The sequence below is a fragment of the Amycolatopsis saalfeldensis genome (genome assembly GCF_900110575.1).
In the GTDB taxonomy this organism is placed as follows: domain Bacteria; phylum Actinomycetota; class Actinomycetes; order Mycobacteriales; family Pseudonocardiaceae; genus Amycolatopsis; species Amycolatopsis saalfeldensis.
Window position 1 is genome coordinate 157,100 of sequence record NZ_FOEF01000009.1, and the last position, 25,216, is coordinate 182,315.

The 25,216-nt window shown below is 71.1% G+C and carries 23 protein-coding genes; 15 read left to right on the plus strand and 8 right to left on the minus strand.

Features of this window, described 5'->3' with window-relative positions; translation table 11 throughout:
- Positions 1 to 7: 7 nt before the first annotated feature.
- Positions 8 to 2,107 (minus strand): transketolase, encoded by a 2,100-nt coding sequence (gene tkt, locus BMY97_RS21620; protein ID WP_091618870.1) that lies wholly within the window; start codon positions 2,105 to 2,107, stop codon positions 8 to 10.
- Between the two features lie 432 nt (positions 2,108 to 2,539).
- Here tkt and BMY97_RS21625 point away from each other — a divergent pair, with 432 nt between their 5' ends.
- The 3 genes from BMY97_RS21625 (at position 2,540) to BMY97_RS21635 (ending at position 6,492) form a co-directional block, all read left to right on the plus strand.
- On the plus strand, positions 2,540 to 3,520 hold the full coding sequence (locus tag BMY97_RS21625; protein WP_091618872.1) for a heme o synthase: 981 nt from the start codon (positions 2,540 to 2,542) through the stop codon (positions 3,518 to 3,520).
- A 157-nt stretch (positions 3,521 to 3,677) separates the two neighbouring features.
- The gene (locus tag BMY97_RS21630) at positions 3,678 to 5,957 is read left to right on the plus strand and encodes a HelD family protein (RefSeq protein WP_425425307.1); all 2,280 of its coding nucleotides are present in this window, start codon (positions 3,678 to 3,680) and stop codon (positions 5,955 to 5,957) included.
- Positions 5,958 to 5,967: 10 nt separating this feature from the next.
- The gene (locus tag BMY97_RS21635) at positions 5,968 to 6,492 is read left to right on the plus strand and encodes an FKBP-type peptidyl-prolyl cis-trans isomerase (protein ID WP_091619170.1); all 525 of its coding nucleotides are present in this window, start codon (positions 5,968 to 5,970) and stop codon (positions 6,490 to 6,492) included.
- Positions 6,493 to 6,539: 47 nt separating this feature from the next.
- Here the strand turns inward: BMY97_RS21635 and BMY97_RS21640 are convergent, their stop codons facing one another.
- Positions 6,540 to 7,511 carry a quinone oxidoreductase family protein gene (locus tag BMY97_RS21640; protein WP_091618876.1) on the minus strand — a complete coding sequence of 324 codons (972 nt, stop codon included), beginning with the start codon at positions 7,509 to 7,511 and terminating at the stop codon, positions 6,540 to 6,542.
- Positions 7,512 to 7,608: 97 nt separating this feature from the next.
- On the opposite strand from BMY97_RS21640, the gene BMY97_RS21645 reads away from it, so the two are divergent.
- Together BMY97_RS21645 and BMY97_RS21650 are read left to right on the plus strand one after the other, a co-directional pair.
- On the plus strand, positions 7,609 to 7,926 hold the full coding sequence (locus tag BMY97_RS21645; protein ID WP_091618877.1) for a hypothetical protein: 318 nt from the start codon (positions 7,609 to 7,611) through the stop codon (positions 7,924 to 7,926).
- The gene (locus BMY97_RS21650) at positions 7,923 to 8,789 is read left to right on the plus strand and encodes an ATP-grasp domain-containing protein (RefSeq protein ID WP_091618879.1); all 867 of its coding nucleotides are present in this window, start codon (positions 7,923 to 7,925) and stop codon (positions 8,787 to 8,789) included. The genes BMY97_RS21645 and BMY97_RS21650 overlap by 4 nt, the downstream gene beginning before the upstream one ends.
- Here BMY97_RS21650 and BMY97_RS21655 read toward each other — a convergent pair.
- The 5 genes from BMY97_RS21655 to mptB all read right to left on the minus strand — a co-directional run bounded on the left by BMY97_RS21655 (position 8,786) and on the right by mptB (position 14,227).
- The gene (locus BMY97_RS21655; RefSeq protein ID WP_091618881.1) at positions 8,786 to 9,709 is read right to left on the minus strand and encodes an acyl-CoA desaturase; all 924 of its coding nucleotides are present in this window, start codon (positions 9,707 to 9,709) and stop codon (positions 8,786 to 8,788) included. The genes BMY97_RS21650 and BMY97_RS21655 overlap by 4 nt on opposite strands.
- A 111-nt stretch (positions 9,710 to 9,820) precedes the next feature.
- Positions 9,821 to 10,798, minus strand: a complete 978-nt coding sequence (locus BMY97_RS21660) for a COX15/CtaA family protein (RefSeq protein WP_091618883.1) — start codon at positions 10,796 to 10,798, stop codon at positions 9,821 to 9,823.
- Between the two features lie 79 nt (positions 10,799 to 10,877).
- Positions 10,878 to 11,666 carry an ABC transporter permease gene (locus BMY97_RS21665; RefSeq protein WP_177231474.1) on the minus strand — a complete coding sequence of 263 codons (789 nt, stop codon included), beginning with the start codon at positions 11,664 to 11,666 and terminating at the stop codon, positions 10,878 to 10,880.
- The gene (locus BMY97_RS21670) at positions 11,663 to 12,589 is read right to left on the minus strand and encodes an ABC transporter ATP-binding protein (RefSeq protein ID WP_091618885.1); all 927 of its coding nucleotides are present in this window, start codon (positions 12,587 to 12,589) and stop codon (positions 11,663 to 11,665) included. Before BMY97_RS21670 ends, BMY97_RS21665 begins: the two co-directional genes overlap by 4 nt.
- Before the next feature lie 6 nt (positions 12,590 to 12,595).
- Positions 12,596 to 14,227, minus strand: coding sequence for a polyprenol phosphomannose-dependent alpha 1,6 mannosyltransferase MptB (gene mptB / locus BMY97_RS21675; RefSeq protein ID WP_091618887.1), 1,632 nt, complete (start codon positions 14,225 to 14,227; stop codon positions 12,596 to 12,598).
- A 135-nt stretch (positions 14,228 to 14,362) separates the two neighbouring features.
- Between mptB and BMY97_RS21680 the strand changes: the two genes are divergently transcribed.
- The 8 genes from BMY97_RS21680 (at position 14,363) to BMY97_RS21715 (ending at position 22,572) form a co-directional block, all read left to right on the plus strand.
- The gene (locus BMY97_RS21680; RefSeq protein ID WP_245787425.1) at positions 14,363 to 15,226 is read left to right on the plus strand and encodes a helix-turn-helix transcriptional regulator; all 864 of its coding nucleotides are present in this window, start codon (positions 14,363 to 14,365) and stop codon (positions 15,224 to 15,226) included.
- The gene (gene sufB, locus BMY97_RS21685) at positions 15,223 to 16,671 is read left to right on the plus strand and encodes a Fe-S cluster assembly protein SufB (RefSeq protein ID WP_091618889.1); all 1,449 of its coding nucleotides are present in this window, start codon (positions 15,223 to 15,225) and stop codon (positions 16,669 to 16,671) included. The genes BMY97_RS21680 and sufB overlap by 4 nt, the downstream gene beginning before the upstream one ends.
- Positions 16,672 to 16,673: 2 nt before the next feature.
- On the plus strand, positions 16,674 to 17,846 hold the full coding sequence (gene sufD / locus BMY97_RS21690) for a Fe-S cluster assembly protein SufD (RefSeq protein WP_091618891.1): 1,173 nt from the start codon (positions 16,674 to 16,676) through the stop codon (positions 17,844 to 17,846).
- 27 nt (positions 17,847 to 17,873) lie between these two features.
- Positions 17,874 to 18,644 (plus strand): Fe-S cluster assembly ATPase SufC, encoded by a 771-nt coding sequence (gene sufC, locus BMY97_RS21695; protein ID WP_091618893.1) that lies wholly within the window; start codon positions 17,874 to 17,876, stop codon positions 18,642 to 18,644.
- A gap of 58 nt (positions 18,645 to 18,702) precedes the next feature.
- Positions 18,703 to 20,019 carry a cysteine desulfurase gene (locus BMY97_RS21700; protein ID WP_091618894.1) on the plus strand — a complete coding sequence of 439 codons (1,317 nt, stop codon included), beginning with the start codon at positions 18,703 to 18,705 and terminating at the stop codon, positions 20,017 to 20,019.
- The gene (gene sufU, locus BMY97_RS21705) at positions 20,019 to 20,468 is read left to right on the plus strand and encodes a Fe-S cluster assembly sulfur transfer protein SufU (protein ID WP_091618896.1); all 450 of its coding nucleotides are present in this window, start codon (positions 20,019 to 20,021) and stop codon (positions 20,466 to 20,468) included. The genes BMY97_RS21700 and sufU overlap by 1 nt, the downstream gene beginning before the upstream one ends.
- Entirely contained in the window at positions 20,465 to 20,887 is a 423-nt protein-coding gene (locus tag BMY97_RS21710) for a metal-sulfur cluster assembly factor (RefSeq protein WP_091618898.1), read from the plus strand. Before sufU ends, BMY97_RS21710 begins: the two co-directional genes overlap by 4 nt.
- A gap of 125 nt (positions 20,888 to 21,012) precedes the next feature.
- On the plus strand, positions 21,013 to 22,572 hold the full coding sequence (locus BMY97_RS21715; RefSeq protein WP_143086245.1) for an outer membrane protein assembly factor BamB family protein: 1,560 nt from the start codon (positions 21,013 to 21,015) through the stop codon (positions 22,570 to 22,572).
- Between the two features lie 11 nt (positions 22,573 to 22,583).
- On the opposite strand, the gene BMY97_RS21720 is transcribed toward BMY97_RS21715, so the two are convergent.
- Complete coding sequence (locus BMY97_RS21720) at positions 22,584 to 23,534, minus strand: NADP-dependent oxidoreductase (RefSeq protein WP_245787426.1); 951 nt, start codon at positions 23,532 to 23,534, stop codon at positions 22,584 to 22,586.
- A gap of 208 nt (positions 23,535 to 23,742) precedes the next feature.
- Here BMY97_RS21720 and BMY97_RS21725 point away from each other — a divergent pair, with 208 nt between their 5' ends.
- The gene (locus BMY97_RS21725) at positions 23,743 to 24,399 is read left to right on the plus strand and encodes an MFS transporter (protein WP_091618902.1); all 657 of its coding nucleotides are present in this window, start codon (positions 23,743 to 23,745) and stop codon (positions 24,397 to 24,399) included.
- 205 nt (positions 24,400 to 24,604) lie between these two features.
- A complete protein-coding gene (locus BMY97_RS21735) occupies positions 24,605 to 25,183 on the plus strand; it encodes a dihydrofolate reductase family protein (RefSeq protein WP_091619178.1) in 579 nt (192 codons plus the stop codon).
- The last annotated feature ends 33 nt before the right edge of the window (positions 25,184 to 25,216 follow it).

Here is a 25,216-nt window from a genome sequence, read left to right on the forward strand (position 1 = left end):
GATCCCTTCAGTTCTTGGTGTTGGCGATCGAGCGGCGGGCGGCGTCGGTGACGGCCTCGGTGGTGAAGCCGAACTCACGGAACAGTGTGGCCGCATCGGCCGACGCACCGAAGTGCTCGATCGAAACGTTCACCCCGGCGTCACCGGTGAAGCGGTGCCACGACTGGGCGATGCCCGCCTCGACGGACACGCGCGCCTTCACCGACGGCGGGATGACGGAGTCCCGGTAGGACTGGTCCTGCGCGTCGAACCACTCGACACACGGCATCGACACGACCCGCGCCTTGATGCCGTCGGCCTCGAGGGCCTTCTTCGCCTCGACGGCCAGCTGGACCTCGGAACCGGTGCCGATCAGCACCACATCCGGGGTGCCGTCGGAAGCGGCCAGCACATAGCCGCCCTTCGCCACGCCCTCGGCGCTGGTGCCTTCCAGCACCGGCACGTTCTGGCGGGTGAGCGCGAGGCCCGACGGGTGGTGGACGTCCTCGAGGACGGCCTTCCACGCGTAGGCGGTCTCGTTCGCGTCCGCCGGGCGGACGACGTTGAGGCCCGGGATCGCGCGCAGCGCGGACAGCTGCTCGATCGGCTGGTGCGTGGGGCCGTCCTCGCCCAGGCCGATGGAGTCGTGCGTCCACACGTAGGTGACCGGCGCCTTCATCAGCGCGGCGAGCCGCACCGGCGGGCGCATGTAGTCGGAGAAGATCAGGAACGTGGCGCCGTACGGGCGGGTCCCGCCGTGCAGCGCGATGCCGTTCAGGATCGAGCCCATGGCGTGCTCGCGGATGCCGAAGTGCAGCGTCCGGCCGTACGGGCTGGTCTTCCACATGTCCGTGGAAGCCTTCTCCGGGCCGAACGAGTCGGCGCCCTTCATCGTGGTGTTGTTGCTCTCCGCCAGGTCGGCGGAGCCGCCCCACAGCTCGGGCAGCGGCTCGGCCAGCGCGTTGAGCACCTCGCCGGAGGCCTTGCGGGTGGCGACGCCCTTCGCGTCCGGCGCCCACTTCGGCAGGTTGTCGGCGAAGCCCTCGGGCAGCGTGCGGGTCGACATCCGGTCGGCCAGCTTCTTGCGCTCCGGGTTGGCGGCGCCCCAGGCCTCGAACTTCTCCTGCCACTCGGCGCGGGCGGCCTTGCCGCGGTCGAGCGCCTGGCGGGTGTGGCTGATCACCGCGTCCTCGACCTGGAAGCTCTGCGCCGGGTCGAAGCCGAGCACCTCCTTGACCGCGGCGACCTCTTCGGCGCCCAGCGCGGCGCCGTGCGCCTTGCCGGTGCCCATCTTCTTCGGGGCCGGGTAGCCGATCACGGTCCGCACCGCGATGAACGACGGGCGCCCGGTCTCGGCCTTCGCGTTCTTGATGGCCTCTTCGAGCGCGACGACGTTCTCACCGCCCTCGACGAACTGGGTGTGCCAGCCGTAGGCCTCGTACCGGGCGACGGTGTCCTCCGAGAGGGCGATGTTCGTGTCGTCCTCGATGGAGATCTTGTTGTCGTCCCAGAAGACGATCAGGTTGCCCAGCTCCTGGCGCCCGGCGATGGACGAGGCCTCGGCGGTGACGCCCTCTTCGATGTCGCCGTCCGAGGCGATCGCGTAGACGTAGTGGTCGAAGATGCTCTCGCCGGGGGCGGCGTCCGGGTCCAGCAGGCCGCGCTCGCGGCGGGTGGCCATCGCCATGCCCACGGCGTTCGCCAGGCCCTGGCCGAGCGGTCCGGTGGTGGTCTCGACGCCGTCGGTGTGGCGGTACTCCGGGTGGCCCGGGGTCTTCGAGCCCCACCTGCGCAGCTGCTTGAGGTCCTCGAGCTCGAGCCCGTAGCCGGCGAGGTAGAGCTGGATGTAGAGGGTCAGGCTGCTGTGTCCGGCCGAGAGCACGAAGCGGTCGCGGCCGGGCCAGTTCTGGTCGGCCGGGTCGTGGCGCAGGGTCCGCTGGAAGAGCGTGTAGGCGAGCGGAGCCAGGCTCATCGCGGTGCCGGGGTGCCCGCTGCCGCAGTGCTCGACCGCGTCCGCGGCCAGCACCCGGACGGTGTCGACGGCGCGGGTGTCGGCCTCGGTCCAGTCGGCGGGCACGTTACGCCGGAGCAAAGGGTTGTTCTCGCTGGTAGAAGCGGTTTCGGACACTGAACTCGAACTCCCCGTCGGTGAGGTTGTGGCTAGCTTTCCTTCGTGGCGTAGCCGATGCGCACTGCCAGTAATCTCAATCGATCCCGAAGGGACGATATTCCTGCTGGCGGCCGCGCGCAGGCGTACCACTCGGCCCGTCGCGGCCAGCCTAGTGCTTGGGGTGTTCGCAGGCAGTCGCGACGGACGCGCGTGTGACTTCCGTCCGGGTCGCGGCCCGGCGGCCTGCCCGGTGCTGGTCACCGGGCGTACGAAGTGGACACGCCGCGCAGGGCGTGACGCAGCAGACAGGCGGTGGCGCGAGGGAGGCCCCGCGATCACGCCCGGATTCCCCGCGTCTAACATCGAACGCGGGCCTGGCCCGGGAGATTCACCAGTGTCACCACGGTCTTCCTGGCCGCCGCCCGGCCCCGAACTGACCCAGGGAGTGAAATGTCGTTGGTGAACGCTGCGCACGGACGCAGTGAAGACACCAGCGCCGTACACCCGACCGGTGAACGACCGCACGGTGCCCGGCGAAGCGTCCGCCAGGTGGTCGGCGCCTACGTGGCCCTCGCCAAGCCGCGCGTGATCGAGCTGCTCCTCGTCACCACCATCCCGGCGATGTTCCTGGCCGGGCGCCAGATCCCGTCGCCGTGGCTGGTGCTCGCCACGCTCGTCGGCGGCACGATGGCCGCGGGCAGCGCGAACGCGCTCAACTGCGTGATCGACGCCGACATCGACAAGGTGATGAACCGGACCAAGCGGCGCCCGCTGGTCAAGGACTCGGTGCCGCGGCGCAGCGCGCTGATCTTCGGGCTGCTGCTCGGGATCGCGTCGTTCGCCGTCCTGTACTTCACGGTGAACCTGCTTTCGGCGATCCTCGCGATCGCGACGATCCTGTTCTACATCTTCGTCTACACCCTCGGCCTCAAGCGGCGGACTTCGCAGAACGTGGTCTGGGGCGGGGCGGCCGGCTGCATGCCGGTGGTGATCGGCTGGGCCGCGGTCTCCGGCACCGTGCAGTGGCCGGCGTTCGTGATGTTCGGCGTCATCTTCTTCTGGACGCCGCCGCACACCTGGGCGCTGGGCATGAAGTACCGCGACGACTACGAGCGCGCCGGCGTGCCGATGCTGCCGGTGGTCGCCAGCCCGCAGCACGTGGCCCGCCAGATCGTCATCTACTCGTGGGTGATGGTCGCCTGGACGCTGCTGCTGCTGCCGGTGACGAGCTGGCTGTACGCCACCTTCGCGGTGCTGGCCGGCGGCTGGTTCCTGTTCTACGCGCACAGCCTCCAGGCCGCGGTCCGCCGCGGCGAGGAGACCAAGCCGATGTCGCTGTTCCACCGCTCGAACACCTATCTGATGATCGTGTTCGTCGCGCTGGCCGTCGACTCGGCGATCGGGCTGCCGACCCTCGGGCTGCCGTTCTAGACTGTTCCCCCGTATCCAGCGGTGCCGTCGAGGTCACTTGGCCTCGGCGGCCTTTCTGTGAATGGGCACAGTGGTGTGAACCGGGAATCCCGGGGCGTGCCGGGTGCGTTGGTCTCCGGAAGGCCCATCCTTGTCCGACGTTGAAAGCAGGCTGCTCTTGTCCGTGTCCCCGGACCGGGAAACAGACGGCACCCTCGTGGACGGCACGCCCGAGCACGCCGCCGAGCTGGCGCGTGAGCAGGCGTACGTGACCACTCTGTACGTGAAGCTCGACGCCGAGCGGGTCGAGGCGCAGCGCCGGCTCGACGTCACGCTGAAGCAGACCGGCGGCACCCCGCAGGCGCGCACGGAGCGGGACGTCGCCACCACGCTGTACAGCGACCGCCTCGCCCAGCTGGGCTCCGTCGAGCAGGGGCTGTGCTTCGGCCGCCTCGACTTCCTCCCCGAGCAGGACGAGGAGACGACCTACATCGGCCGGCTCGGGCTGTTCGACGAAGACGACGAGTACCGGCCGCTGCTGGTCGACTGGCGGGCGCCGGTCGCGCGGCCGTTCTACCTCGCGACCGCCGCTTCGCCCGACGGCGTGCGACGTCGCCGTCACCTGCGTTCGCTGACGCGCAAGGTCACCGGCTTCGACGACGAGGTGCTCGACCTGTCGGCCGCCGACCAGGGCCAGGACCTCGGGCTGGCCGGCGAGGCCGCGCTGCTCGCCGCGCTGGAGCGCCGCCGCACGGGTGAGATGAGCGACATCGTCGCGACCATCCAGGCCGAGCAGGACCGGATCATCCGGGCGCCGCTGGGCGGGGTGATGGTGGTGCAGGGCGGGCCCGGCACCGGCAAGACCGCCGTGGCGCTGCACCGCGCGGCGTACCTGCTCTACACCCACCGCCAGCAGCTCACCACCCGCGGCGTGCTGGTGGTCGGGCCGAACAGCACGTTCCTGCGCTACATCGGCCAGGTGCTGCCGTCACTGGGCGAGACCGGCGTGCTGCTCGCCACCGTCGGGCAGCTCTACCCGGGCCTGGACGCCGATGGCGTGGAGTCGCGCGAGGCCGCCGAGGTGAAGGGCCGCCCGGTGATGGCGGACGTGCTCGCCAACGCCGTGCGCGACCGCCAGCGGGTGCCCGAGCCGGTGCTGGAGATCGAATACGAGCGCGACCTGCTGAAGCTGGACCGCAAGACCTGCGCCGAGGCGCGGACCCGCGCCCGCCGCTCGCGCCGTCCGCACAACCTCGCGCGGCGCCTGTTCGTCTCCGACGTGCTCGACGCCCTGACCCGCCAGGCCGCCCGCAAGCTGGGGGAGGACCTGCTCGACGCGCAGGACGTCCAGGACATCCGCGCCGAGCTGGCGGCGGACAAGGGGATCGCCGCCGCGGTGGACTCGCTGTGGCCGAAACTCACCCCGGAAGGCCTGCTCGACGACCTGTTCGCCGAGCGCGAACGCCTCCGTTCGGCGGCCGGCAAGCTGCTGTCCGAGGCGGATCGCACGCACCTGGAGAGCGGTCGCGAGGCGCACTGGACCCCGGCCGACGTGCCGCTGCTGGACGAGCTGGCCGAGCTGCTGGGTGAGGACGACACCGACGAACGGGCGGAGCGCCGCCGCCGGGACCGCGTGGAGCGCGCGTACGCCGAGGGCGTGCTGGACATCCTGGAGCAGGACGACGAGATCGTCGACGAGGAGCTGCTGCGGGTGTCCGACGTGCTGGACGCGGAGCTGTTCGCCGAGCGGCAGCAGGCGCGCAGCGAGCTGACCGCCGCCCAGCGCGCCGCGCAGGACCGGACGTGGACCTTCGGGCACGTGATCGTGGACGAGGCGCAGGAGCTGTCCGCGATGGACTGGCGGCTGCTCATGCGCCGTTCGCCGAACCGGTCGATGACCCTGGTCGGCGACGTCGCGCAGACCGGGGCCGCGGGCGGCGCGCGGACGTGGGACGAGGTGCTCTCGCCCTACGTCGACGACCGCTGGAAGCTGGAGCAGCTGACGGTGAACTACCGCACCCCGGCCGAGATCATGGCTGTCGCCGCCCGGGTGCTGGCCGAGCTGGACGTGGACCTGAAGGCGCCGACCTCGGTGCGGGAGACCGGGTTCCGGCCGTGGGCCGCGCCCTCGGCCGACCTGGCCGCGGACCTGCCGGGCTTCGTCGCGGGTGAACTGTCCGCTGTGGACGGTGGCACGGTGGCCGTGCTGACCCCCGCCGCCCGGGCCGAGGAGATTCGCGAGCTGCTGGCGGCCGACGACGAGCGCGTGAGCGTGCTCACCGTGGAGCGGGCGAAGGGCCTGGAGTTCGACTCCGTGCTGCTGGTCGCCCCGGACGAGATCACCGGCGGCTCGCCGCGCGGGCTGAACGATCTGTATGTGGCCCTGACGCGTGCGACCCGGCGGCTCGGCGTGGTCCAGACCGGTGACGCCGTTCCGGCGCTCGACGGTCTTGGCTAGGGTGCCGGTCATGCAGAAAATCGGCAAGATCGCCGCTGTGGCCGGAATCGTCGCGGCCGCGGCACTCAGCCTCACCGCCTGCGGCGGCAGTGACCAGCCCGCCGCCGCGGCCGGCCCCCAGCGCGAGTGCACCGCGGACGACATCAAGACCACCGGGAACTTCGGCCAGGTGCCGACCATCACCATCCCGGACAGCTGCGACCCGCCGAAGAAGCTGATCACCAAGGACCTGTCCGAGGGCACCGGCCCGGCGGCGGCCAAGGGACAGCAGCTGAAGATGAACTACCTGCTGGTGACCTGGTCGAACAAGCAGAAGCTGGACAGCTCGTTCGACCGCGGCCAGACCTTCCCCCTGACCCTCGGCGCGGGCGACGTCATCCCCGGCTGGGACCAGGGCCTCGAAGGCATCAAACAGGGCGGCCGCCGGCTGCTCATCATCCCGCCCGACCTGGCCTACGGTCCTGGCGGCAACGGTGTCGCGCCGAACGAGACACTGGTCTTCGTGACGGACGCGGTGTCGATCGGCGCTGCCTGAGCACCGGCTTCGGCGGCTGCGAAGCCGGTGCGGCGGCCCGGCCCGCGTCACGGGATCAGGAGCAGTTTCCCGGTCGTCTTCCGGCCCTGCAGGTCCTCGTGGGCTCGGCGGGCCTCGGCCAGGGGGTAGCGGCCTCCGATGCGGATGGCGAGTGAGCCGTCGGCGACGGCTTGGAACAGCTCGCCCGCGCGCCAGTCCAGCTCCTCGCGGGTGCGCAGGTAGTGGCCGGAGGTCGGGCGGGTCAGGAACAGCGAACCGCCCGAGTTGAGGCGCTGCGGGTCGATCGGCGGGACCGGGCCGCTGGCCGCGCCGAACAGCGCGAGCAGGCCGCGGACCTTCAGGCTGGCCAGGCTGCCGTCGACGGTGTCCTTGCCGACGCCGTCGTAGACCACGGCGACGCCCTCGCCGCCGGTCAGCTCGCGCGTGGCCTTGGCGAAGTCCTCCCGGTCGTAGCGGATCACGTGGTCGGCGCCGGCTTCGCGCGCGAGCTGGGCTTTCTCCTCGGTGGACACAGTGCCGATCACGCGCGCCCCGCGTGCCTTCGCCAGCTGCACCAGCAGCAGGCCGACACCGCCCGCGGCCGCGTGCACCAGCACGTCGTCGCCTTCCTTGACCTCGTACGTCGAGCGCACCAGGTAGTGGGCCGTCATGCCCTGCAGCATGATCGCCGCGGCGACCTCGTCGGAGACGCCCTCGGGCACCTTCACCGCGACGGCGGCGGGGACCCGCTTGCGCGCCGCGTAGCTGCCCAGCGAGCCCTGCCAGGCGACGCGGTCGCCGGGCGCGAAGCCCGTGACGCCCTCGCCGACCCCGGCCACCGTGCCCGCGCCTTCGAGGCCGAGCACGAACGGCAGGTCGAGCGGGTAGATGCCCTGGCGCTGGTAGGTGTCGATGTAGTTGACCCCCGCCGCGGCGACGTCCACCAGCAGCTCGCCGGCCTCCGGCGCGCCGGTCTCGACGTCGGCGACCTCCAGTACTTCGGGCCCGCCGGTCCGGGTGACCTGCACTGCGGTGGACATGGTGCCTCCTCGTCTCGGTGATCCTTCCCCGGGCACAACTATGGCCGAGGCCACGCTTGTTCCGCGTCCCAGGGGGTGAGCGGTTAAGCTCGCCGACGTGGCTGAGGAGACCGAAGAAACGCCGTCCGCGCCGACGGCCCGCCAGGTGGCCGCCGCCCGTGACTTCGTGGCGCGGCACGGGAAGCCGTCGCGCGCCGTGGTGGAGAACATCGGCCGGGTCGGTGCCAGGGTCGTGCTGGTGGGCGCCGACGGCGCGCTGGGCGACGTGCTGGTGGCCGGGCCCGAGGCGGGCACCGCGCTGGTCGAGGCGGTCGACGACCTGGAAGCCGCGGAATGGGACAGCGAGACCGTGAAGCTGGCCAAGATCGGCCCCGCGCACCGGCGCAGGATGGCCGGTCCGAGGGCGGGCCGGTGAGCCGCACCGCGATCTTCGCCTCCTGCGCCAAGATGCCCGAGGGCGACGGCGACGAGCAGGCCGTGTCCGCCGCGCTCGACGACCTGGGCTTCACCGTCCGCTGGGCGGCCTGGGACGACCGGAGCGTGGACTTCGCCGACGCCGAGGTGGTCGTGCTGCGCGCGACCTGGGACTACCCGGAGCGTCGCGCCGAGTTCCTCGACTGGTGCGAGTCCGTGCCGGCTCTGTGCAACCCCGCCGCGGTGGCGCGCTGGAACACCGACAAGTCCTATCTGGTCGAGCTGCTGGACGCGGGTCTGCCCGTGGTGCCGACCACACTCGTCGAGCCGGGTGAGAAGCCGGATTGGCCGCGCACGCCGTTCGTGGTGAAGCCGTCGGTGGGCGCGGGCTCCCGCGGCGTCGCCCGCTTCGGCGCGGACGCCGCCGGTGCCGAGGAGCACCTGCGCACCCTGCACGCCGACGATCGGACCGCGCTCATCCAGCCGTACCAGTCCAGTGTGGACACCCAGGGCGAGATCGCGCTCTCGTACTTCGGCGGGATCTACTCGCACGCCTTCACCAAGGCGGCCATGCTCGGGTCCACTGTGGACCCGAGTGGCCTGTACCTCGAGGAGCGGGTGGCCGCGGCCGTCCCGGCGCCCGAGGTCCGCGCGCTGGCGGAGGACGCCATGGACACCGCGTGCTCACTGCTCGGCATCCTGCGCGCGGAGCTGCTCTACGCCCGCGCCGACATCGTCCGCGGCGAGGACGGCGACCCCCGGCTGCTGGAACTCGAGCTGGTGGAGCCGACGCTGGGCTTCCGCCAGGCCGACGCCGGCGCACCGCTGAGGTTCGCCTCCGCGGTGCGGCAGCAACTGGCTTAACGGACGCGTTTCGCCTCGAGGCGTTCCGCCCGGGGCCACCGGACGTCGGTGGCCCAGCCGAGGCGTTCGAACACCCAGATCACCCGGGCGGAGACGTCCACCTGGCCGCGCAGCACGCCGTGGCGGGCGCACGTCGGGTCGGCGTGGTGGGAGTTGTGCCAGGACTCGCCCATGGACAGGATGGCGAGCGGCCAGAAGTTGGCCGCCTTGTCACGGCTGGCGAAGGGCCGTTCGCCGATCAGGTGGCACACCGAGTTCACCGACCAGGACACATGGTGCAGGAACGCGATCCGCACCAGCCCGGCCCAGAAGAACCCGGTCACCACGCCCCACCACGACCAGCTGAGCAGCCCGCCCAGCGCCGCGGGCAGCAGCAGGCTGAGCGTGATCCACAGCGCGAAGAACCGGTTCACCAGGCGAAGGTCGCGGTCGCCGACGAGGTCGGGCGCGAACCGGTCCGCGTTGGTCACCTCGCGCTGGAACATCCAGCCCATGTGCGCGTGCCAGAACCCGCGCAGCAGCGCCGAAGGCGACGTGCCGAACAGCCACGGCGAGTGCGGGTCGCCCTCGCGGTCGGCGAACGCGTGGTGGCGGCGATGGCTGGCGACCCAGAAGATCACCGAGCCCTGCACGGCCATGCTGCCCGAGATGGCGAGCGCGATCCGCAGCGCGCGCGGCGCCTTGAACGCGCCGTGCGTGAAGTACCGGTGGTAGCCGACGGTCACGCCGAGCGTGCCGAAGGTGTAGAAGACCGCGGCGAGCGCCACGTCGACCCAGGTGAGCCCCCAGCCCCAAAGCAGCGGGACGGCGGCGATGAGCGCCACGAACGGCACCAGCAGGAAGGTCTTGAGCACGATCATCTCCGCGGGCCCCCGCCGTCCGGAGAGGAGGGGCTTCACGGGGGAGGGGACGGACGTCATGGCGCGGCACCTCGAGGGTTCGGCAGGCGGCTGTCGCGCCGGAGCCTAGGCGCCCCCGCTGTCCACCGGGCCAAAGGCGCGTTACGCCCAAATGGCCGTCGCGATGCGGATTCAGCTCGTCGCGGCGAGTTCGCGCTCGGCGGGCGGAGCGGGCACCAGCGAAACCGCCGGGCCGCGGTCGCGGGTGCCGGTCCACAGCGTCGCCGTGACGACGATGACCAGCGCCGAGCCGAGCACGTGGAAGGAGACCATGGCCTCGGGCACGCCCAGCGCGTACTGCACGATGCCGATCACGCCCTGCGCCAGCGCGACGGCCCACACCCAGGCGTACCGCTGCCAGACGCCCTTCGGCGCGCCCGCCCGCAGCAGCTGGAGGCCGAACACGGCCAGCACGATCAGGTAGGCGACCAGGAGCCCGCCGTGGGCCTGGGCGAGGTTCTCGATCGGCGCGTCGAGCCGGTGGGTGTTGGCGTCGCCGCCGTGCGGCCCCGCGCCGGTGACGGTGGTGCCGGCGATGAGCACGGCCCACATCAGCACCGTGAGCACCACCAGGATCTTGCGCCCGGAGGAGGGCACCAGCGGCCGCGCGGGCTCGTCGCCCTCGTTGAACGCCTTCAGCAGCAGGACCGCGAGCCAGATCAGGGGAGTGGAGGCGAGGAAGTGGATGGCGACGGTCCACCATTCCAGCTTCGCCAGCACCGTCATGCCGCCGATCACGGCCTGCAGCACCACGCCGCCGGGCATCGTCCACGCCAGCCGCACCAGCCGGCGGCGCTCGGGGTGGTCGAGCAGGATCCGCCACGCGGTGATCACCGCGAGCGCGGCGACCACGATCACCGCGCCGGTGAGCATCCGGTTCGAGAACTCGATCCACTGGTTCACCGCGTGGATGCCGGGGTGGTCCACCGGGACCAGGCTGCCGGGCACGCACTGCGGCCACGTCGGGCAGCCGAGGCCCGAGCCCGTCACCCGCACCACGGACCCGGTCACGCCGATCCCGCCCATCGCCACCACGGAGGCGACGCCGACGGCCCGCTGGACCGTCGCGGAGGGGTACGGCAGGCGGGCGATCAGGCTGGGGAAGAACACGGGGGAATCGTACTCGCGCGTTTTTCCGCGCTTTCTCCCCGGACGTGTCAAGACGCTTTCCTCACACGCGTTTGACGCGTCAGGTCAGCTTCGTCGTCCGGGTCGCCAAGGCGCCCGCCGCCACGGCCCACACCACGAGCACGGCCAGTGGACCCACCGCGAAGTGCCCGTCCACCAACGCCGAGCGCAGGCCTTCCGCGAGCGCGCCGGAGGGCAGCAGCGAGACGACCACGCCCAGCCCGGACGGCAGCGCCGAGGGGGCGAGCAGGATGCCGCCCGCGAGCAGCAGCACGAACCAGACGATGTTGGCCAGCGCCAGCACCGCTTCCGCGCGCAGCGCGCCGCCGAGCAGGACGCCGAGCGCGCCGAACGCCAGGGTGCCGACGATCAGGAGCGCCACGGCCGCCGCGAGGCCCGCCGCCGACGGGGACCAGCCCAGCAGCGCCGCCACCACGCCGATCACCACGGCCTGCAGCACGACGACCACCAGCGCGGCCACCACCCGGCCGGCCACGAGCAGCCAGCGGGGCAGCGCGGTGGCCGAAAGCCGCTTCAGCACGCCGTACCGCCGGTCGAAGCCGAGCGCGATGGCCTGGCCGGTGAAGGCCGACGACATCACGGCCAGCGCGAAGATCCGCGGCGTGATCCAGTCCACTTTGGACGCCGAGCCGAGCTGGCTCGCGGGCAGCACGTCCAGCAGGCTCAGCCCGATCAGCAGCGCGAGCGGGATGATCAACGTCAGCAGCAGCTGTTCGCCGTGGCGCAGCGTCAATCCGGCCTCGACCCGTGCGTGCGTGCGCAGCATCTTGCCGAGCGAGCCGCGGCCGGGCGCCGGGGTGAAAGTCCCCGCGGGGAACGGAGTGCTCATGCCCGCAGCTCCCGTCCGGTCAGCTCGAGGAAGACCTCTTCCAGCGTGCGCCGCCCCACCTGGAGCTGTTCGGGCAGCACGCCCTGCTGCGCGCACCACGCCGTGACGGCCGACACCACCTGCGGGTCGACCGCGCCCTCGACGAGGTACGCGCCCGGCGCGGTCTCGCTGACCCGGTAGCCCTCCGGCAGCGCGGCGGCGAGCAAGCCGGTGTCCAGCCGGGTCCGGGCGCGGAACCGCAGCTGCGCGGCCTCGCCCGATTCCAGCGTGAGCGCGTGCGGGGAGCCCTCGACGACGACCTTGCCGTGGTCCACGATCACCACCTGGTCGGCCAGCGCCTCCGCCTCCTCCATCAGGTGGGTGGTGAGCAGCACGCTCACGCCGTCGGCGCGCAGCGCGGCCAGCAGCTCCCAGACCAGGCGGCGCGCCTGCGGGTCCATGCCGGCCGTCGGCTCGTCGAGGAAAACCAGCTCGGGGCGCCCGATCAGCGCGCAGGCCAGTGAAAGCCGCTGCTGCTGGCCGCCGGAGAGGCGCTTGAACGGGGTCCGCCGCGCCGCCGCCAGGCCGAGCACGTCGAGCAGCCAGGCGGGGTCCAGCGGGTTCGCCGCGCACGAGGCGACGAGCGCGAGCATCTCGTCCGCCCGGACCCCGGGGTACGCGCCACCGCCCTGCGGCATGATGCCGACGCGTGGGCGCAAGGCCGCGCTGTCCTTCACCGGGTCGAGCCCGAGCACGCGCACTTTTCCCTTGTCAGGCCTGCGGAAGCCCTCGCAGATCTCGACGGTGGTGGTCTTGCCGGCGCCGTTCGGGCCGAGCAGGGCCAGCAGGCAGCCGCGCTCCATGCGCAGGTCGAGCCCGTCGACGGCGGTGGTGGAGCCGTAGGTCTTCACCAGGCCGGTGAGCTCGACGGCGGGGTTGTTCACAACGGCTCACGATACGACGTCGGCCAGCGCCTTCGGTTCCGGGGACGTCCTGGACAGCAGGAGCGGGGAGAGCCGGTACACCACGGCGACGCCGCCGAGGGTCACCAGCGCCGCGGCGCCGTAGGCCCACGGCAGGATGTAGGCATGCCCGTCGAAGGCGCTGCCGGTGGGGGGCAGCAGGAACGGCAGCCCGGCGCTGACCACCGTCGCGGCGGTCCGGAACCGGGAGGTGCCGGCGGCCGCGGCCAGCGGGATCACCGCCCACAGCACGTACCAGGGCTGGAGGCTGATCTGCAGGATCATCGCCGCGCCCAGCCCCACGCCGAGGCCGATGATCGGCCGGTAGCGCCATTTGAAGCTGGCCCACAGGAACTTGAAGGTGACCGCGGCGGTGGCCACGTAGCCGAGCACGCCGATGATCGGCACCAGCGCGTTGGTGTGGTTGCCGAGGCCGAGCGCGATGCCGAGCACCCCGGCCAGGTTCGCGAGCTCGGCGGTGGGGGAGATCCAGGACCGCACGAGCCCCGGCGTGGCCAGCGTCGTGCCGACCCAGCCGAAGCCGAGCCCCGTGCCGTAGCAGACCGCGACGAGCACCACGCCGAACAGCAGCGCCATCGGGACGCCCGCCCACACCAGGTCCTTCAGCCGGCCGTGCCAGCGGCGCGCCACCATCACCGCGAAGAACGGCAACGCCAGCAGCGCGGGCACCTTGATCGAGGCGCCGAGGGTGATGATCGTGACGCCGAGCGCGATGAACAGCAGCTCCCCGCGCGCCAGCGGCGGCGGGCTGTCGCCCTTGACCCGCACCGGCAGCCGGCGGATGCCGACCTCCAGCCCGGCCACCATCAGGCCGATCGCCAGCGAGTCGTTGTGGGCGCCCGCCACGAAATGGAAGATCAGCAACGGGTTCGCCGCGCCGAGCCACAGCGCGGTGACCGGCTGCACGCCGAACCGGCGGGCCAGCCGCGGCACCGCCCACACGATCAGCACCACGCCCACCAGTGCCAGCGCGCGCTGCAGCAGCACCCCGACCACGATGTCGTTGCCGCCGACCGGGGCGAGCCAGCCGCCGAGCCGCAGCAACAGCGGGCCGTACGGCGCGGGGGTGTCGCGCCACATGTTCGACACGCCCGCGGTGAGCGGGTCGGCGATGCCCAGCGCCGGCGCCGGGCCCAGCTGGTACGGGTCCATGCCGCGGTGCACGATTTCGCTCTGCGCCAGGTAGCTGTAGACGTCGCGGGAGAACAGCGGCGGGATAAGCAGCAGCGGCGCGACCCACATGGCGATGGTGCGGGCGAGCTGGCCCTGCGTCGCCAGCCGCGCGCTGGCCGGCCGGGCGAAGCGGCCGAGCATCAGCCAGCTGAGCACCAGGATGCCCATGCCGGAGAAGGCGATGGCGAGCGAGACCGACGGGATCCGGGTGAACAGCCGCAGCACCGGGATGTTCTGCACCGGGTTGATCACCGGGGCGGCGCCGGCGCCGAGCGAGCCCAGCGCGAGGAACAGCGAGCCGACCGTGCCGAACCGGCGGACCACGTCCAGACCGCGGTGTTCGGCCTGGTCGAGGGGCTGCGGCTCGTGCGGGCGGACGGGCGAAGGAGGCGCCACGGTCGTCGCCGTGTCGCCCGCTACGCCCACTTCCGGGTCCCGCTGCACGGGTTGTTCGCCGACTGCCACGCTTGGAAGGGTATCGAGTCGCCCTCACGGGTGATGCGGGTCACTGGCGGACGCCCCGCCTTTGCCCGTGGCGGGGAAATAAGACACACTTGTGTTGTGAAAAAGAACGGGACCCCGGACGAGGTGGGCGGCGACGAGCCGCGTGCCGCGTCCGTCGGCGTTCCCGTGCAGGTCAGCGCCGTGAACGCGGCCGAGGGCCGGACCCGCCACGAGGTGGCGCGGCTGCTGCTGGAGCAGGGCCCGATGACCGCGGCGGTCGTCGCGGAGCAACTCGGGATCAGCCCGACGGCGGTACGCCGGCACCTGGACGCGCTGGTGGCCGACGGCGAGGCGGAGACCCGGGACGCGTCCCGCCGGGAGCCGCGCGGCCGCGGCCGGCCCGCCAAGCTCTTCCTGCTCACCGAGCCGGGCCGGGCCCGGTTCGGCCACGCCTACGACGACCTCGCCGTGTCGGCCATCCGCTTCCTCGCCGAGCACGCGGGGCCGGACGCCGTGCGCGCCTTCGCCGAGAGCCGGGTCGAGGCCCTTGTCGGCCCGCACAAGCCGGCGATCACCGGATCCGGTGACCCGGTGATCCGCGCCGAGGCCCTGGCGACCGCCCTGACCAGGGAGGGCTACGCTGCGTCGACCCGTCAGGTCGGTGCCCCGGGCGGCCCCGGCCACAACGTCGGAGCGCAGCTCTGCCAGCACCACTGCCCGGTCGCGCACGTGGCCGCGGAGTTCCCGCAGCTGTGCGAGGCCGAGACCGAGGCGTTCGCCCGGCTGCTCGGCACCCACGTGCAGCGGCTGGCGACGATCGCACGCGGCGACAACGCGTGCACCACACACGTACCCGTCACCGCGACGGGTATCCCGGCCCATCCCGAGCCGGACAGCACCAGGCCCACCGAGGCGGAAGCGGCGACGCCGCCGCCTCAGGGGCGCACAGCACGGATCCCGAATGGAGGGAAACCCGCATGACTGCCGCTGCCGAGCAGCGCACTCCCACCACCGCGCCACTGAGCCAGGAAGAGACCATCGAGTCCCTTGGCAAGTACGCGTTCGGCTGGGCCGACTCCGACGAGGCGGGCGCCAGCGCCCGTCGCGGGCTGAACGAGGACGTCGTCACCGACATCTCCTCGAAGAAGTCCGAGCCGGAGTGGATGCGCGACGCCCGCTTGAAGGCGCTCAAGCTCTTCGAGCTGAAGCCGATGCCCAACTGGGGCGCCGACCTCACCGGGATCGACTTCGACAACATCAAGTACTTCGTGCGCTCCAGCGAGAAGCAGGCCACCAGCTGGGAAGAGCTGCCCGAGGACATCAAGAACACCTACGACAAGCTCGGCATCCCCGAGGCGGAGAAGCAGCGCCTCGTGGCCGGCGTCGCGGCGCAGTACGAGTCCGAGGTCGTCTACCACTCCATCCGCGAGGACCTGGAGTCCCAGGGCGTCCTGTTCCTGGACACCGACACCGCGCTCAAGACGCACCCGGAGCTGTTCGAGGAGTACTTCGGCTCGGTGATCCCGGCCGGGGACAACAAGTTCTCCGCGCTGAACACGGCGGTGTGGTCCGGCGGCTCGTTCATCTACGTGCCCAAGGGCGTCAAGGTGGACATCCCGCTGCAGGCCTACTTCCGGATCAACACCGAGAACATGGGCCAGTTCGAGCGCACCCTGATCATCGTCGACGAAGACGCCTACGTGCACTACGTCGAGGGCTGCACCGCGCCGATCTACCAGTCCGACTCGCTGCACTCCGCGGTCGTCGAGATCATCGTGAAGAAGGGCGGCCGCTGCCGCTACACGACGATCCAGAACTGGTCGAACAACGTCTACAACCTGGTCACCAAGCGCGCCAAGTGCGAAGAGGGCGCGACCATGGAGTGGATCGACGGCAACATCGGCTCCAAGGTGACCATGAAGTACCCGTCGGTCTTCCTGATGGGCGAGCACGCCAAGGGCGAAGTCCTCTCGGTCGCTTTCGCGGGCGAGGGCCAGCACCAGGACGCGGGCGCCAAGATGGAGCACCTCGCGCCGCACACCTCCTCGACCATCGTGTCGAAGTCGGTGGCGCGCGGCGGCGGCCGGACGTCCTACCGCGGCCTGGTCCGCGTCGCCAAGCGCGCGCACCACTCGCGCTCCAGCGTGGTCTGCGACGCCCTGCTGGTGGACACGATCTCGCGCTCGGACACCTACCCGTACGTGGACATCCGCAACGACGAGGTGTCCATGGGCCACGAGGCCACGGTGTCCAAGGTCAGCGAAGAGCAGCTGTTCTACCTGATGTCGCGCGGCCTCGACGAGGCCGAGGCGATGGCGATGATCGTGCGCGGGTTCGTCGAGCCCATCGCGCGTGAGCTGCCGATGGAGTACGCGCTCGAGCTGAACCGCCTGATCGAGCTCCAGATGGAAGGGTCCGTCGGCTAGTCATGTCGGTTACCGAGAACAACGTTTCCGAAGCGCTGCGTGAGGGAGCCGTCGTCCCGGCGGCTTCCCGCGCGGAGCGCTTCACCTCCTACGACGTCGAGGCCTTCGAGGTCCCGGGCGGCCGTGAGGAGAACTGGCGCTTCACGCCGATGAAGCGGCTGCGCGGCCTGCACGACGGCAGCGCGCCCGCCACCGGCGAGATCACGCTGGAGACCGACACCGCCCCCGAGCTGAAGATCGAGACCGTCGGCCGCGAAGACGCGCGCCTCGGCGAGGCCGGCGTGCCGAGCGACCGGATCGCGGCGCAGGCCTACTCGTCGTTCACCAAGGCCACCGTGGTGACGGTGCCCAAGGAGACCAAGGCGTCGAAGCCGTCGGTGCTGCGCATCCACGGCCCCGGCGTCGACCAGGTCGCGTACGGGCACCTGCAGGTCCGCGCCGAGGCGTTCGCCGAAGCCGTGGTCGTGCTCGACCACGTCGGCTCCGGCACCTACGCCGACAACGTCGAGTTCGTCATCGGCGACGGCGCCAAGGTCACCGTGGTCAGCGTCCAGGACTGGGCCGACGACGCGGTGCACGTCTCCGAGCAGCACCTGAAGCTGGGCCGCGACGCGGCGCTGCGGCACACCGTGATCACCCTCGGCGGCGACCTGGTCCGCATCTCGCCGACGGCGACCTTCGCCGACAAGGGCGGCGACGTCGACATGCTGGGCGTCTACTTCGCCGACGGCGGCCAGCACCAGGAGCACCGCCTCTTCGTCGACCACGCGGTGCCGAACTGCAAGTCGCGGGTGGGCTACAAGGGCGCGCTGCAGGGTGACGGCGCGCACTCGGTCTGGATCGGCGACGTGCTGATCCGCGCCGCCGCCGAAGCCACCGACACCTACGAGTTCAACCGCAACCTGGTGCTCACCCCGGGCGCGCGCGCGGACTCCGTGCCGAACCTGGAGATCGAGACCGGCGAGATCGAAGGCGCCGGCCACGCGAGCGCGACGGGAAGGTTCGACGACGAGCAGTTGTTCTACCTCCAGTCGCGCGGGATCGCCGAAGAAGCCGCCCGGCGCTTGGTCGTGCGCGGGTTCTTCCACGAGATCCTGGTGAAGATCGACGTCCCCGAGGTGCGCGAGCGCCTCGAAGCCGCGATCGAGGCCGAGCTCGAAGCCGTTGGCGCCTGACCGCTCTCTGACTTAGGAAACGAAGAAATGGCTACCCTGGAAATCAAGGACCTGCACGCCTCGGTCGAGACCGACGAGGGCGCCAAGGAGATCCTCAAGGGCGTGAACCTGACGATCAAGTCGGGCGAGACCCACGCGATCATGGGCCCGAACGGCTCCGGCAAGTCCACCTTGTCGTACGCGATCGCCGGCCACCCGAAGTACCGGGTGACCTCCGGCGAGGTGCTGCTGGACGGCGAGAACGTGCTCGAGATGAGCGTCGACGAGCGCGCCCGCGCGGGCCTGTTCCTCGCCATGCAGTACCCGGTCGAGGTGCCCGGCGTGTCGATGTCCAACTTCCTCCGCACCGCAGTCACCGCGGTCCGTGGCGAGGCCCCCAAGCTGCGCCACTGGGTCAAGGAGGTCAAGGAGGAGATGAACAAGCTCGAGATCTCGCAGGAGTTCGCCGAGCGCTCGGTCAACGAGGGCTTCTCCGGCGGCGAGAAGAAGCGCCACGAGATCCTCCAGCTCTCGCTGCTCAAGCCGAAGTTCGCCATCCTCGACGAGACCGACTCCGGCCTCGACGTGGACGCGCTGCGCGTCGTCTCCGAGGGCGTCAACGAGTACAAGGCCTCGAGTGAGGTCGGCGTCATGCTGATCACGCACTACACCCGGATCCTGCGGCACATCACGCCGGACTTCGTGCACGTCTTCGCCGGCGGCAAGATCGTCGAGTCGGGCGGCAAGGAGCTGGCCGACGAGCTGGAGGAGAACGGCTACGTGAAGTACGTCGGCAAGGCCGAGCCGGCCGCGATCTGACGGTTTCACCAAGCGCACCACCGAAGTTCCCGACTACACCGAGAGAGGAGTTGGCTCGATGACCACCACGGCTTCGAACAGCCCGACCAACTCTGTTCCCCTTGACGTGGCGGCGCTGCGCGCCGACTTCCCCATCCTGTCCCGCACCGTGCGCGACGGGAAACCCTTGGTGTACCTGGACTCCGGCGCGACCTCACAGCGGCCGACGCAGGTGCTCGACGCCGAGCGGCGGTTCCTCGAGACCTCGAACGCCGCCGTGCACCGCGGGGCCCACCAGCTCGCCGAGGAGGCGACCGACGCGTACGAGTCCGCCCGGGCCCGGATCGCGGAGTTCACCGGGACCTCCCCGGAGGAGCTGGTGTTCACCAAGAACGCCACCGAGGGCATCAACCTGGTGGCGTACGCGATGAGCAACGCGGCCACCGACCCCGAGAGCGCGGCCGGCCGGTTCGCCGTCGGCCCGGGTGACGAGATCGTCATCACCGAGATGGAGCACCACGCGAACCTCGTGCCCTGGCAGCAGTTGTGCCAGCGCACCGGGGCGACGCTGAAGTGGTTCAAGGTGACCCCGGAGGGCCGGCTCGACCTGTCGGACCTCGACGAGCTGATCACCCCGCGCACGAAGCTGGTCGCGTTCGCGCACCAGTCCAACGTGCTGGGCACGATCAACCCGGTCGAGCTGCTGGTGGCCAAGGCGAAGCAGGTCGGCGCGCTGACCCTGCTCGACGCCTGCCAGTCGGTCCCGCACGGGCTCTACGGCCAGGGCGCGGTCGACCTCGGCGCGCTGGGCGTCGACTTCGCCGTGTTCTCCGGGCACAAGATGCTGGCGCCGTCCGGCATCGGCGTGCTGTACGGCCGCACCGAGCTGCTCGAGGCGATGCCGCCGTTCCTCACCGGCGGTTCGATGATCGAGCTGGTCCGGATGGAGAAGACGACGTTCGCGCCGCCGCCGCAGAAGTTCGAGGCGGGCGTGCCGATGACCTCGCAGGCCATCGGGCTCGGCGCGGCCGTGGACTACCTGTCGGCGATCGGCATGGACCGCGTCGCGGCGCACGAGCACCTGCTCACCGAGCGGGCGCTGGCCGGGATCGGCGCGATCGACGGCGTCCGGATCGTCGGGCCCACCGATCTGGCGGACCGCGGCGGCACGGTGTCGTTCGTGATCGACGGCGTGCACCCGCACGACGCCGGCCAGGTGCTCGACAGCCTGGGCATCGCGGTGCGGGTCGGCCACCACTGCGCGTGGCCGCTGCACCGGGCGTGCGGGGTGCCCGCCACCGTGCGGGCGACGTTCTACCTGTACAACACACTGTCCGAAGTGGACGCGCTCGTCGACGGGATCCGCGAGGCGCAGAAGTTCTTCGGGGTTGCCTGATGAACCTCGAGAGCATGTACCAGGAGATCATCCTGGACCACTACAAGAACCCGCACGGGCGCGGCCTGCGCGACCCGTTCGACGCGGAGTCGTTCCAGGTCAACCCGACCTGCGGGGACGAGGTCACGCTGCGGGTGAAGGTGGACGGCGGCAAGGTCGCCGACATCTCCTACGAGGGCCAGGGCTGCTCGATCAGCCAGGCTTCGACGTCCGTCATGACGGACCTCGTCGTGGGGCACACCGTGGAGGAGGCGTTCACCACCATGGACGCCTTCGTGGAACTGATGCAGGGCAAGGGCAAGGTCGAGCCGGACGAGGACGTGCTGGAGGACGGGATCGCCTTCGCGGGCGTCGCCAAGTACCCGGCCCGCGTCAAGTGCGCCCTGCTCGGCTGGATGGCGTTCAAGGACGCCGTGGCCCGCACCACCACAGGAGCTGAGAAGGCATGAGCGAAGAGACCCAAACCGCCACCGCGGCCGCCGAGACCGCGGAGCACCGCGAGGGCCGCACGGCCGCCGACCTGCCGGAGCAGACCGGCGCGGTCCCGGCCGACGTGGCGAAGATCGAGGACATCGAGGAGGCCATGCGCGACGTGGTCGACCCCGAGCTGGGCATCAACGTCGTCGACCTCGGCCTGGTCTACGACATCCACGTGGAGGGCGACAACTCCGTCACGCTCGACATGACGCTGACGTCCGCGGCCTGCCCGCTGACCGACGTGATCGAAGATCAGACCTCGGCGGCCCTGACCTCCGGCGGCCTGGTCAGCGACTTCCGGATCAACTGGGTCTGGATGCCGCCATGGGGCCCGGAGAAGATCACCGACGACGGCCGTGAGCAGCTGCGCGCCCTCGGCTTCACCGTCTGATCCACGCTTTTCCCAGGGCCACCCCGCATTTCGGTGCGGGGTGGCCCTTTTTCGAGCGCTGATCGTGTCATCGGGATTTCATCGCCGTCGGGTTGGCTTGCGATCACCGGGGGAGCGGACGAGTGGTGACGCGACCGGGGTGGTACCAGGATCCGGCCGGCGGCCCGGGCCTGCGCTGGTGGGACGGCGGCCAGTGGACCGCGCACCAGTGCGTCGCGCCTGGGCTGGGTGCTCTCGGGGCGGTCGCCCAGGCCCCGGCTCCAGGGGCCGACGTGCTCAACGGGCGGGGAGCGGTCGAGCCCGCCGCGTGGAGTCCGCAGGGGCAAGCCGGATTTCCTGGCCGTCCGCGGGAAGTCGCCGTCCCGCCGGCCGCGCCGAGGTCGAATCGACGCCGGTTCCTGTGGATTGCCGGCGCCGTCGGCCTTGCTGCCGCGGGTGGCGTCGCCGCGGTCACGCTGACCCGCGACGCCGGACATGGCGGCGAAGAGCCGGCGCCACCCGCCGGGGCGCCTGTGCCCAGCGGCCCCGCGCCGACCTGGACCCAGGCCCTGGACCACGAGTTCGACAACGGCGACCGCAGCGGCGACCTCGGCGTGCTGGGCAGTGTTGTCGTCCGGTGGGACAGCGCGGTGGCGCAGGCGTTCGACGTGGCGACCGGCGCGCCACGGTGGACGGGACGGCCGGACCTGCCCGCCGGCTACTCGGGCGTCTCCTGGCTCGGCCTGCACGGCTCGTCGCTGTTCGGGAACGCGAAGAACGACGAGACCAACTCGACGCTGCTGTTCGCCCTCGGTTCGGATGGCAAACAGCAGTTCAGCCACGACGTCGGCCGCAACGCCCGCGGCGCCGGCTTCACTCGGGTCTTCGACTTCGACGGCACCACCGCCCTGCTCGGCACCACGAACGAAATCGTCGCGATCGAGGTGTCCAGCGGCAATCAGCTGTGGCGGCGCGCGCTCACGGCCTACGACCGCGGCCTCGCCGTCATCGGCGGCCAGCGGTGCTACCTCCAGGACTACACCGCCACCCTCTGCCTGCACATACTGTGCCAGCCGTTACTAATCCGACTACAGCCACGGCGGAAAAGGGTCCCTAAAAGCAAATCGGCTGCGGCCCGTGTCCGCCTACTTCCGGTCGGATTAGTAACAACCGGAAACCAGTTGTGGGCCATCCCCGGTACGGCCACGGGCAATGGCCCGACGAGCCTCGTGTCGGTCGCGGACGTCCTGGCGGTCGCCGGCGAGCGGCTGGTGGTCCTGGACGCCGCGACCGGTGCCCAGCGCCCGACGGCGCTCCAGGCGTCGACCGGCATCAGCAGGGCCGGCGTAGCGGCCGATCTGCTCGTCGTCGGCGAGCACCACGAAACGGAATCGGGAGAAACCGCTTACACGGTATGGGGAATCGACCCGCGCACGGGCGCCAAGACATGGGCGACGCCGGTCCCGCGCCCGATGATCACGGGCGTGATCACCTCGGCGGACTTGGTCCTCGTGCCCACCTCGAGCGCGGTCAGCCTGAGCCCCGACGGTTTCCTTGCCCTGGACGGCAAAACGGGCGCCATCGCCTGGGCCGAATCGGGTGCCGCATCCAGCGGCGCCACCGCGGAGTGGCTCGCCTGCGCCTCGCAGAACGCGGTCTACGCGGCGTCGAAAACCACCGTCTACGCCTATCCTCGTCAGCCGTAGTGCGGGGCCGTTCAGCCGAGGTCTTGGGGGTGCAGCACGATGCGTCCGTGGGTCTTGCGGTCGGCCAGGGCTTGATAGGCGTTGCGGACGGCGGTGAGTGGGTACGTTGCGGCGATGGGGATGTGCAGGTCGCCGGCAGCGGCGAGGGCGGCCAGCTCGGCGAGGGCCGGGAGGCCGCCGGCATCGGTCGTGCCGAGGGATTTGACGCCCTTTTCTTTTGCTCCGCGGTAATCGACGACGGTGTTGATGCGGTCGGCCGGAACGTCGAGGTTGAGGGCGAGGTCGAGGTAACCGCCGCCGACGGTGTCGATGAAGGCATCGGTTCGGTCGGTGGTGGCGAGGATCCGTTCCTGTTCGCCGTCGCCGTATTGGACCGGTTTGATGCCGTGGTGTCGGAGCAGGTCGAAGTGCGCGGCGCTGGTCAGGCCGATCACTGTTGCTCCGGCGCGGAGGGCGAGCTGGGCGGCGGTGAATCCGACGCCGCCGGATGCGCCCGAGATCACGATGGTTTCGCCTGGCCGGGGCTCCACCGCGCGGAGGGCGCCGAGGCCCGCCATCGGTGTGGTGTGGAGCGAGCCTGCCACGTCCCAGGAGAGGGCTGGTGGCTTGCTCACCAGCTGGTCCGCGGGGATGGCGACGAACTGGGCGTGGGCGTCCCAGCTCTGGAGCCGGCCCAGCACCGGTTCGCCGACGGTGAAGCCGGGCACATCGGCTGCGACGACTTCGCCGGCGAGATCACGACCCGGCGTGTAGGAACTGCCGTGCAGCGCCGGTAGCGCCCCGGGGTTGAGCGCCGCGGCCTGGACCCGGACCACCACCTCGCCCGGGCCGGCAACGGGCTCGGGGACGTCCGCGAGGTAAATCCCGTCGATGCCGGAAAAACGGTCATAACGTACTGCTTTCATCAAGTCTCCTCGTGTGCGAGTGAATCGGCCGGATCGCGCGATGCGATGCAAGATCACCGCGGAAGCGGCCTTGGCGAAGAGCGCTGCCGCGACCGGCGCCCGGCCACCGCCTCCATCGACAGCTGCTCGGACTCCGAAGTGCTCACGCTGTACCTTGCTTTCGATACGCTACCGTCTCGTATCGAAAGTAGCCCGGTTTGAGCCAACCCGCAAGGGGCGGCTTCGAGGGGTCCGCTCACCCCGCCCGACGCCCTAAGGTGTGCGCATGTACGTGACGCCGCCGATGCAGAATCACCCGCGCCCGGCTGCCGGACCGCCGTGGTGGCTGGTCATCGGGCCCGGGCTGGCCGCCCTGATCGGCCTGTTCCTGCTCACCGTGATCTACCGCTTCGACGGCCGGTCGGTCCTGCAGGTCGACCTGCACCTGTCCAACCAGGCGCTGCTGCTGAGCGGGCTCGTCGCCTACCTCGTCGCGGCCGCGATCGCCCTCCCGGCCGGTCTGCTGCTGGGCGCGCGCTTCCCGACGTCGGTGACCGTGCCCGCGATCTGCTTCATGCTCCTCGGCGTGCTGCTGATCGCCTTCACCCCCAACGGCGGCCTGCTCCTGGTCGGGCGAGTGCTCAACGGACTCGGCGCGGGCGCGGCCATCGGCGTGACCGCCGCACTGATCCGCTGGCTCCGCACCGGTCGCGGTGTCGCGGCCGCGCTGACGGCGGGCCTCGGTGTCGTCGCGTTGGCGATCGCGCCGCTCCTCGGCGGGCTGGTCTCGGACACCTTCAGCTTCCGCCTGGTGTACCTGATAGCCGCACTGTTCGTGTTCGTCGCGCTCATCGTCGCCGCGGTCATCGGCATCGTCGCGCTGACGGCGGCGAAGCGACCCACCCAGCCGATGCCGTACGCCATGCCGTACCCGCCGCGATGAGAACGCTGCACGTCGGATTGCGGGTGACCGATCCCAGGCGGTCGCTGGCGTTCTACGAGGCTGTCGGTTACGAGGTCGTCGGTCGTGTGCCCTTCCCGGCGTGAGTCACCTCGTCGTGCAGGTCGAGCCGATGGCCGAGACCCTGGACTTGCTGGCCGGCCGCCGGCATGAGCGCCGCCGATTGGCCGGAGGAAGGGGAATGAGGATGAGCCGGACACCGTTGCGGCTGTACATGTCCATGTCGGTCGACGGGTACATCACCGGGCCGGACGACCGGCCGGGCCAGGAACTCGGCCGCGACGGGGGACGGCTGTTCAACTGGCTCGACGACCGGCTGTCCGAGGGGATCAACGGGCAGGTGTACGCCGAGGCCGCGGCGACCGGCGCGGTGATTTCCGGGCGCCGCACGTTCGAGCTGGCCGGCCGATGGCAGGGCGACCACCACGATGGCGTGCCGATCCACGTGCTCACCCACCACATCGACCCGGCCGACGAGCCACCGGGCAGCGCGAAGTTCTACACCGACGTCAACGCGTGTGCCGACGAGGCCAGGGCAGCAGCGGGGGATCGAGCCGTGCTGGTCCACGGCGCCGGTGCGGCGCAGGCGTTGCTGGCGGCCGGCCAGCTCGACGAACTCGAGCTGCACCTCGTCCCCGTGCTGCTGGGCGACGGACGGCGGCTGTTCGAGCCGGCCGGACACGGCCACATCGAACTGGAGCTCGTCCGCCGGCTCGAAGGTCGCGACGCCACGCATTTGCGTTACCGCGTAACCACGATCCAGTGACCTGGCCTCGCCGGCGCTGAACCGCCCCGAGCC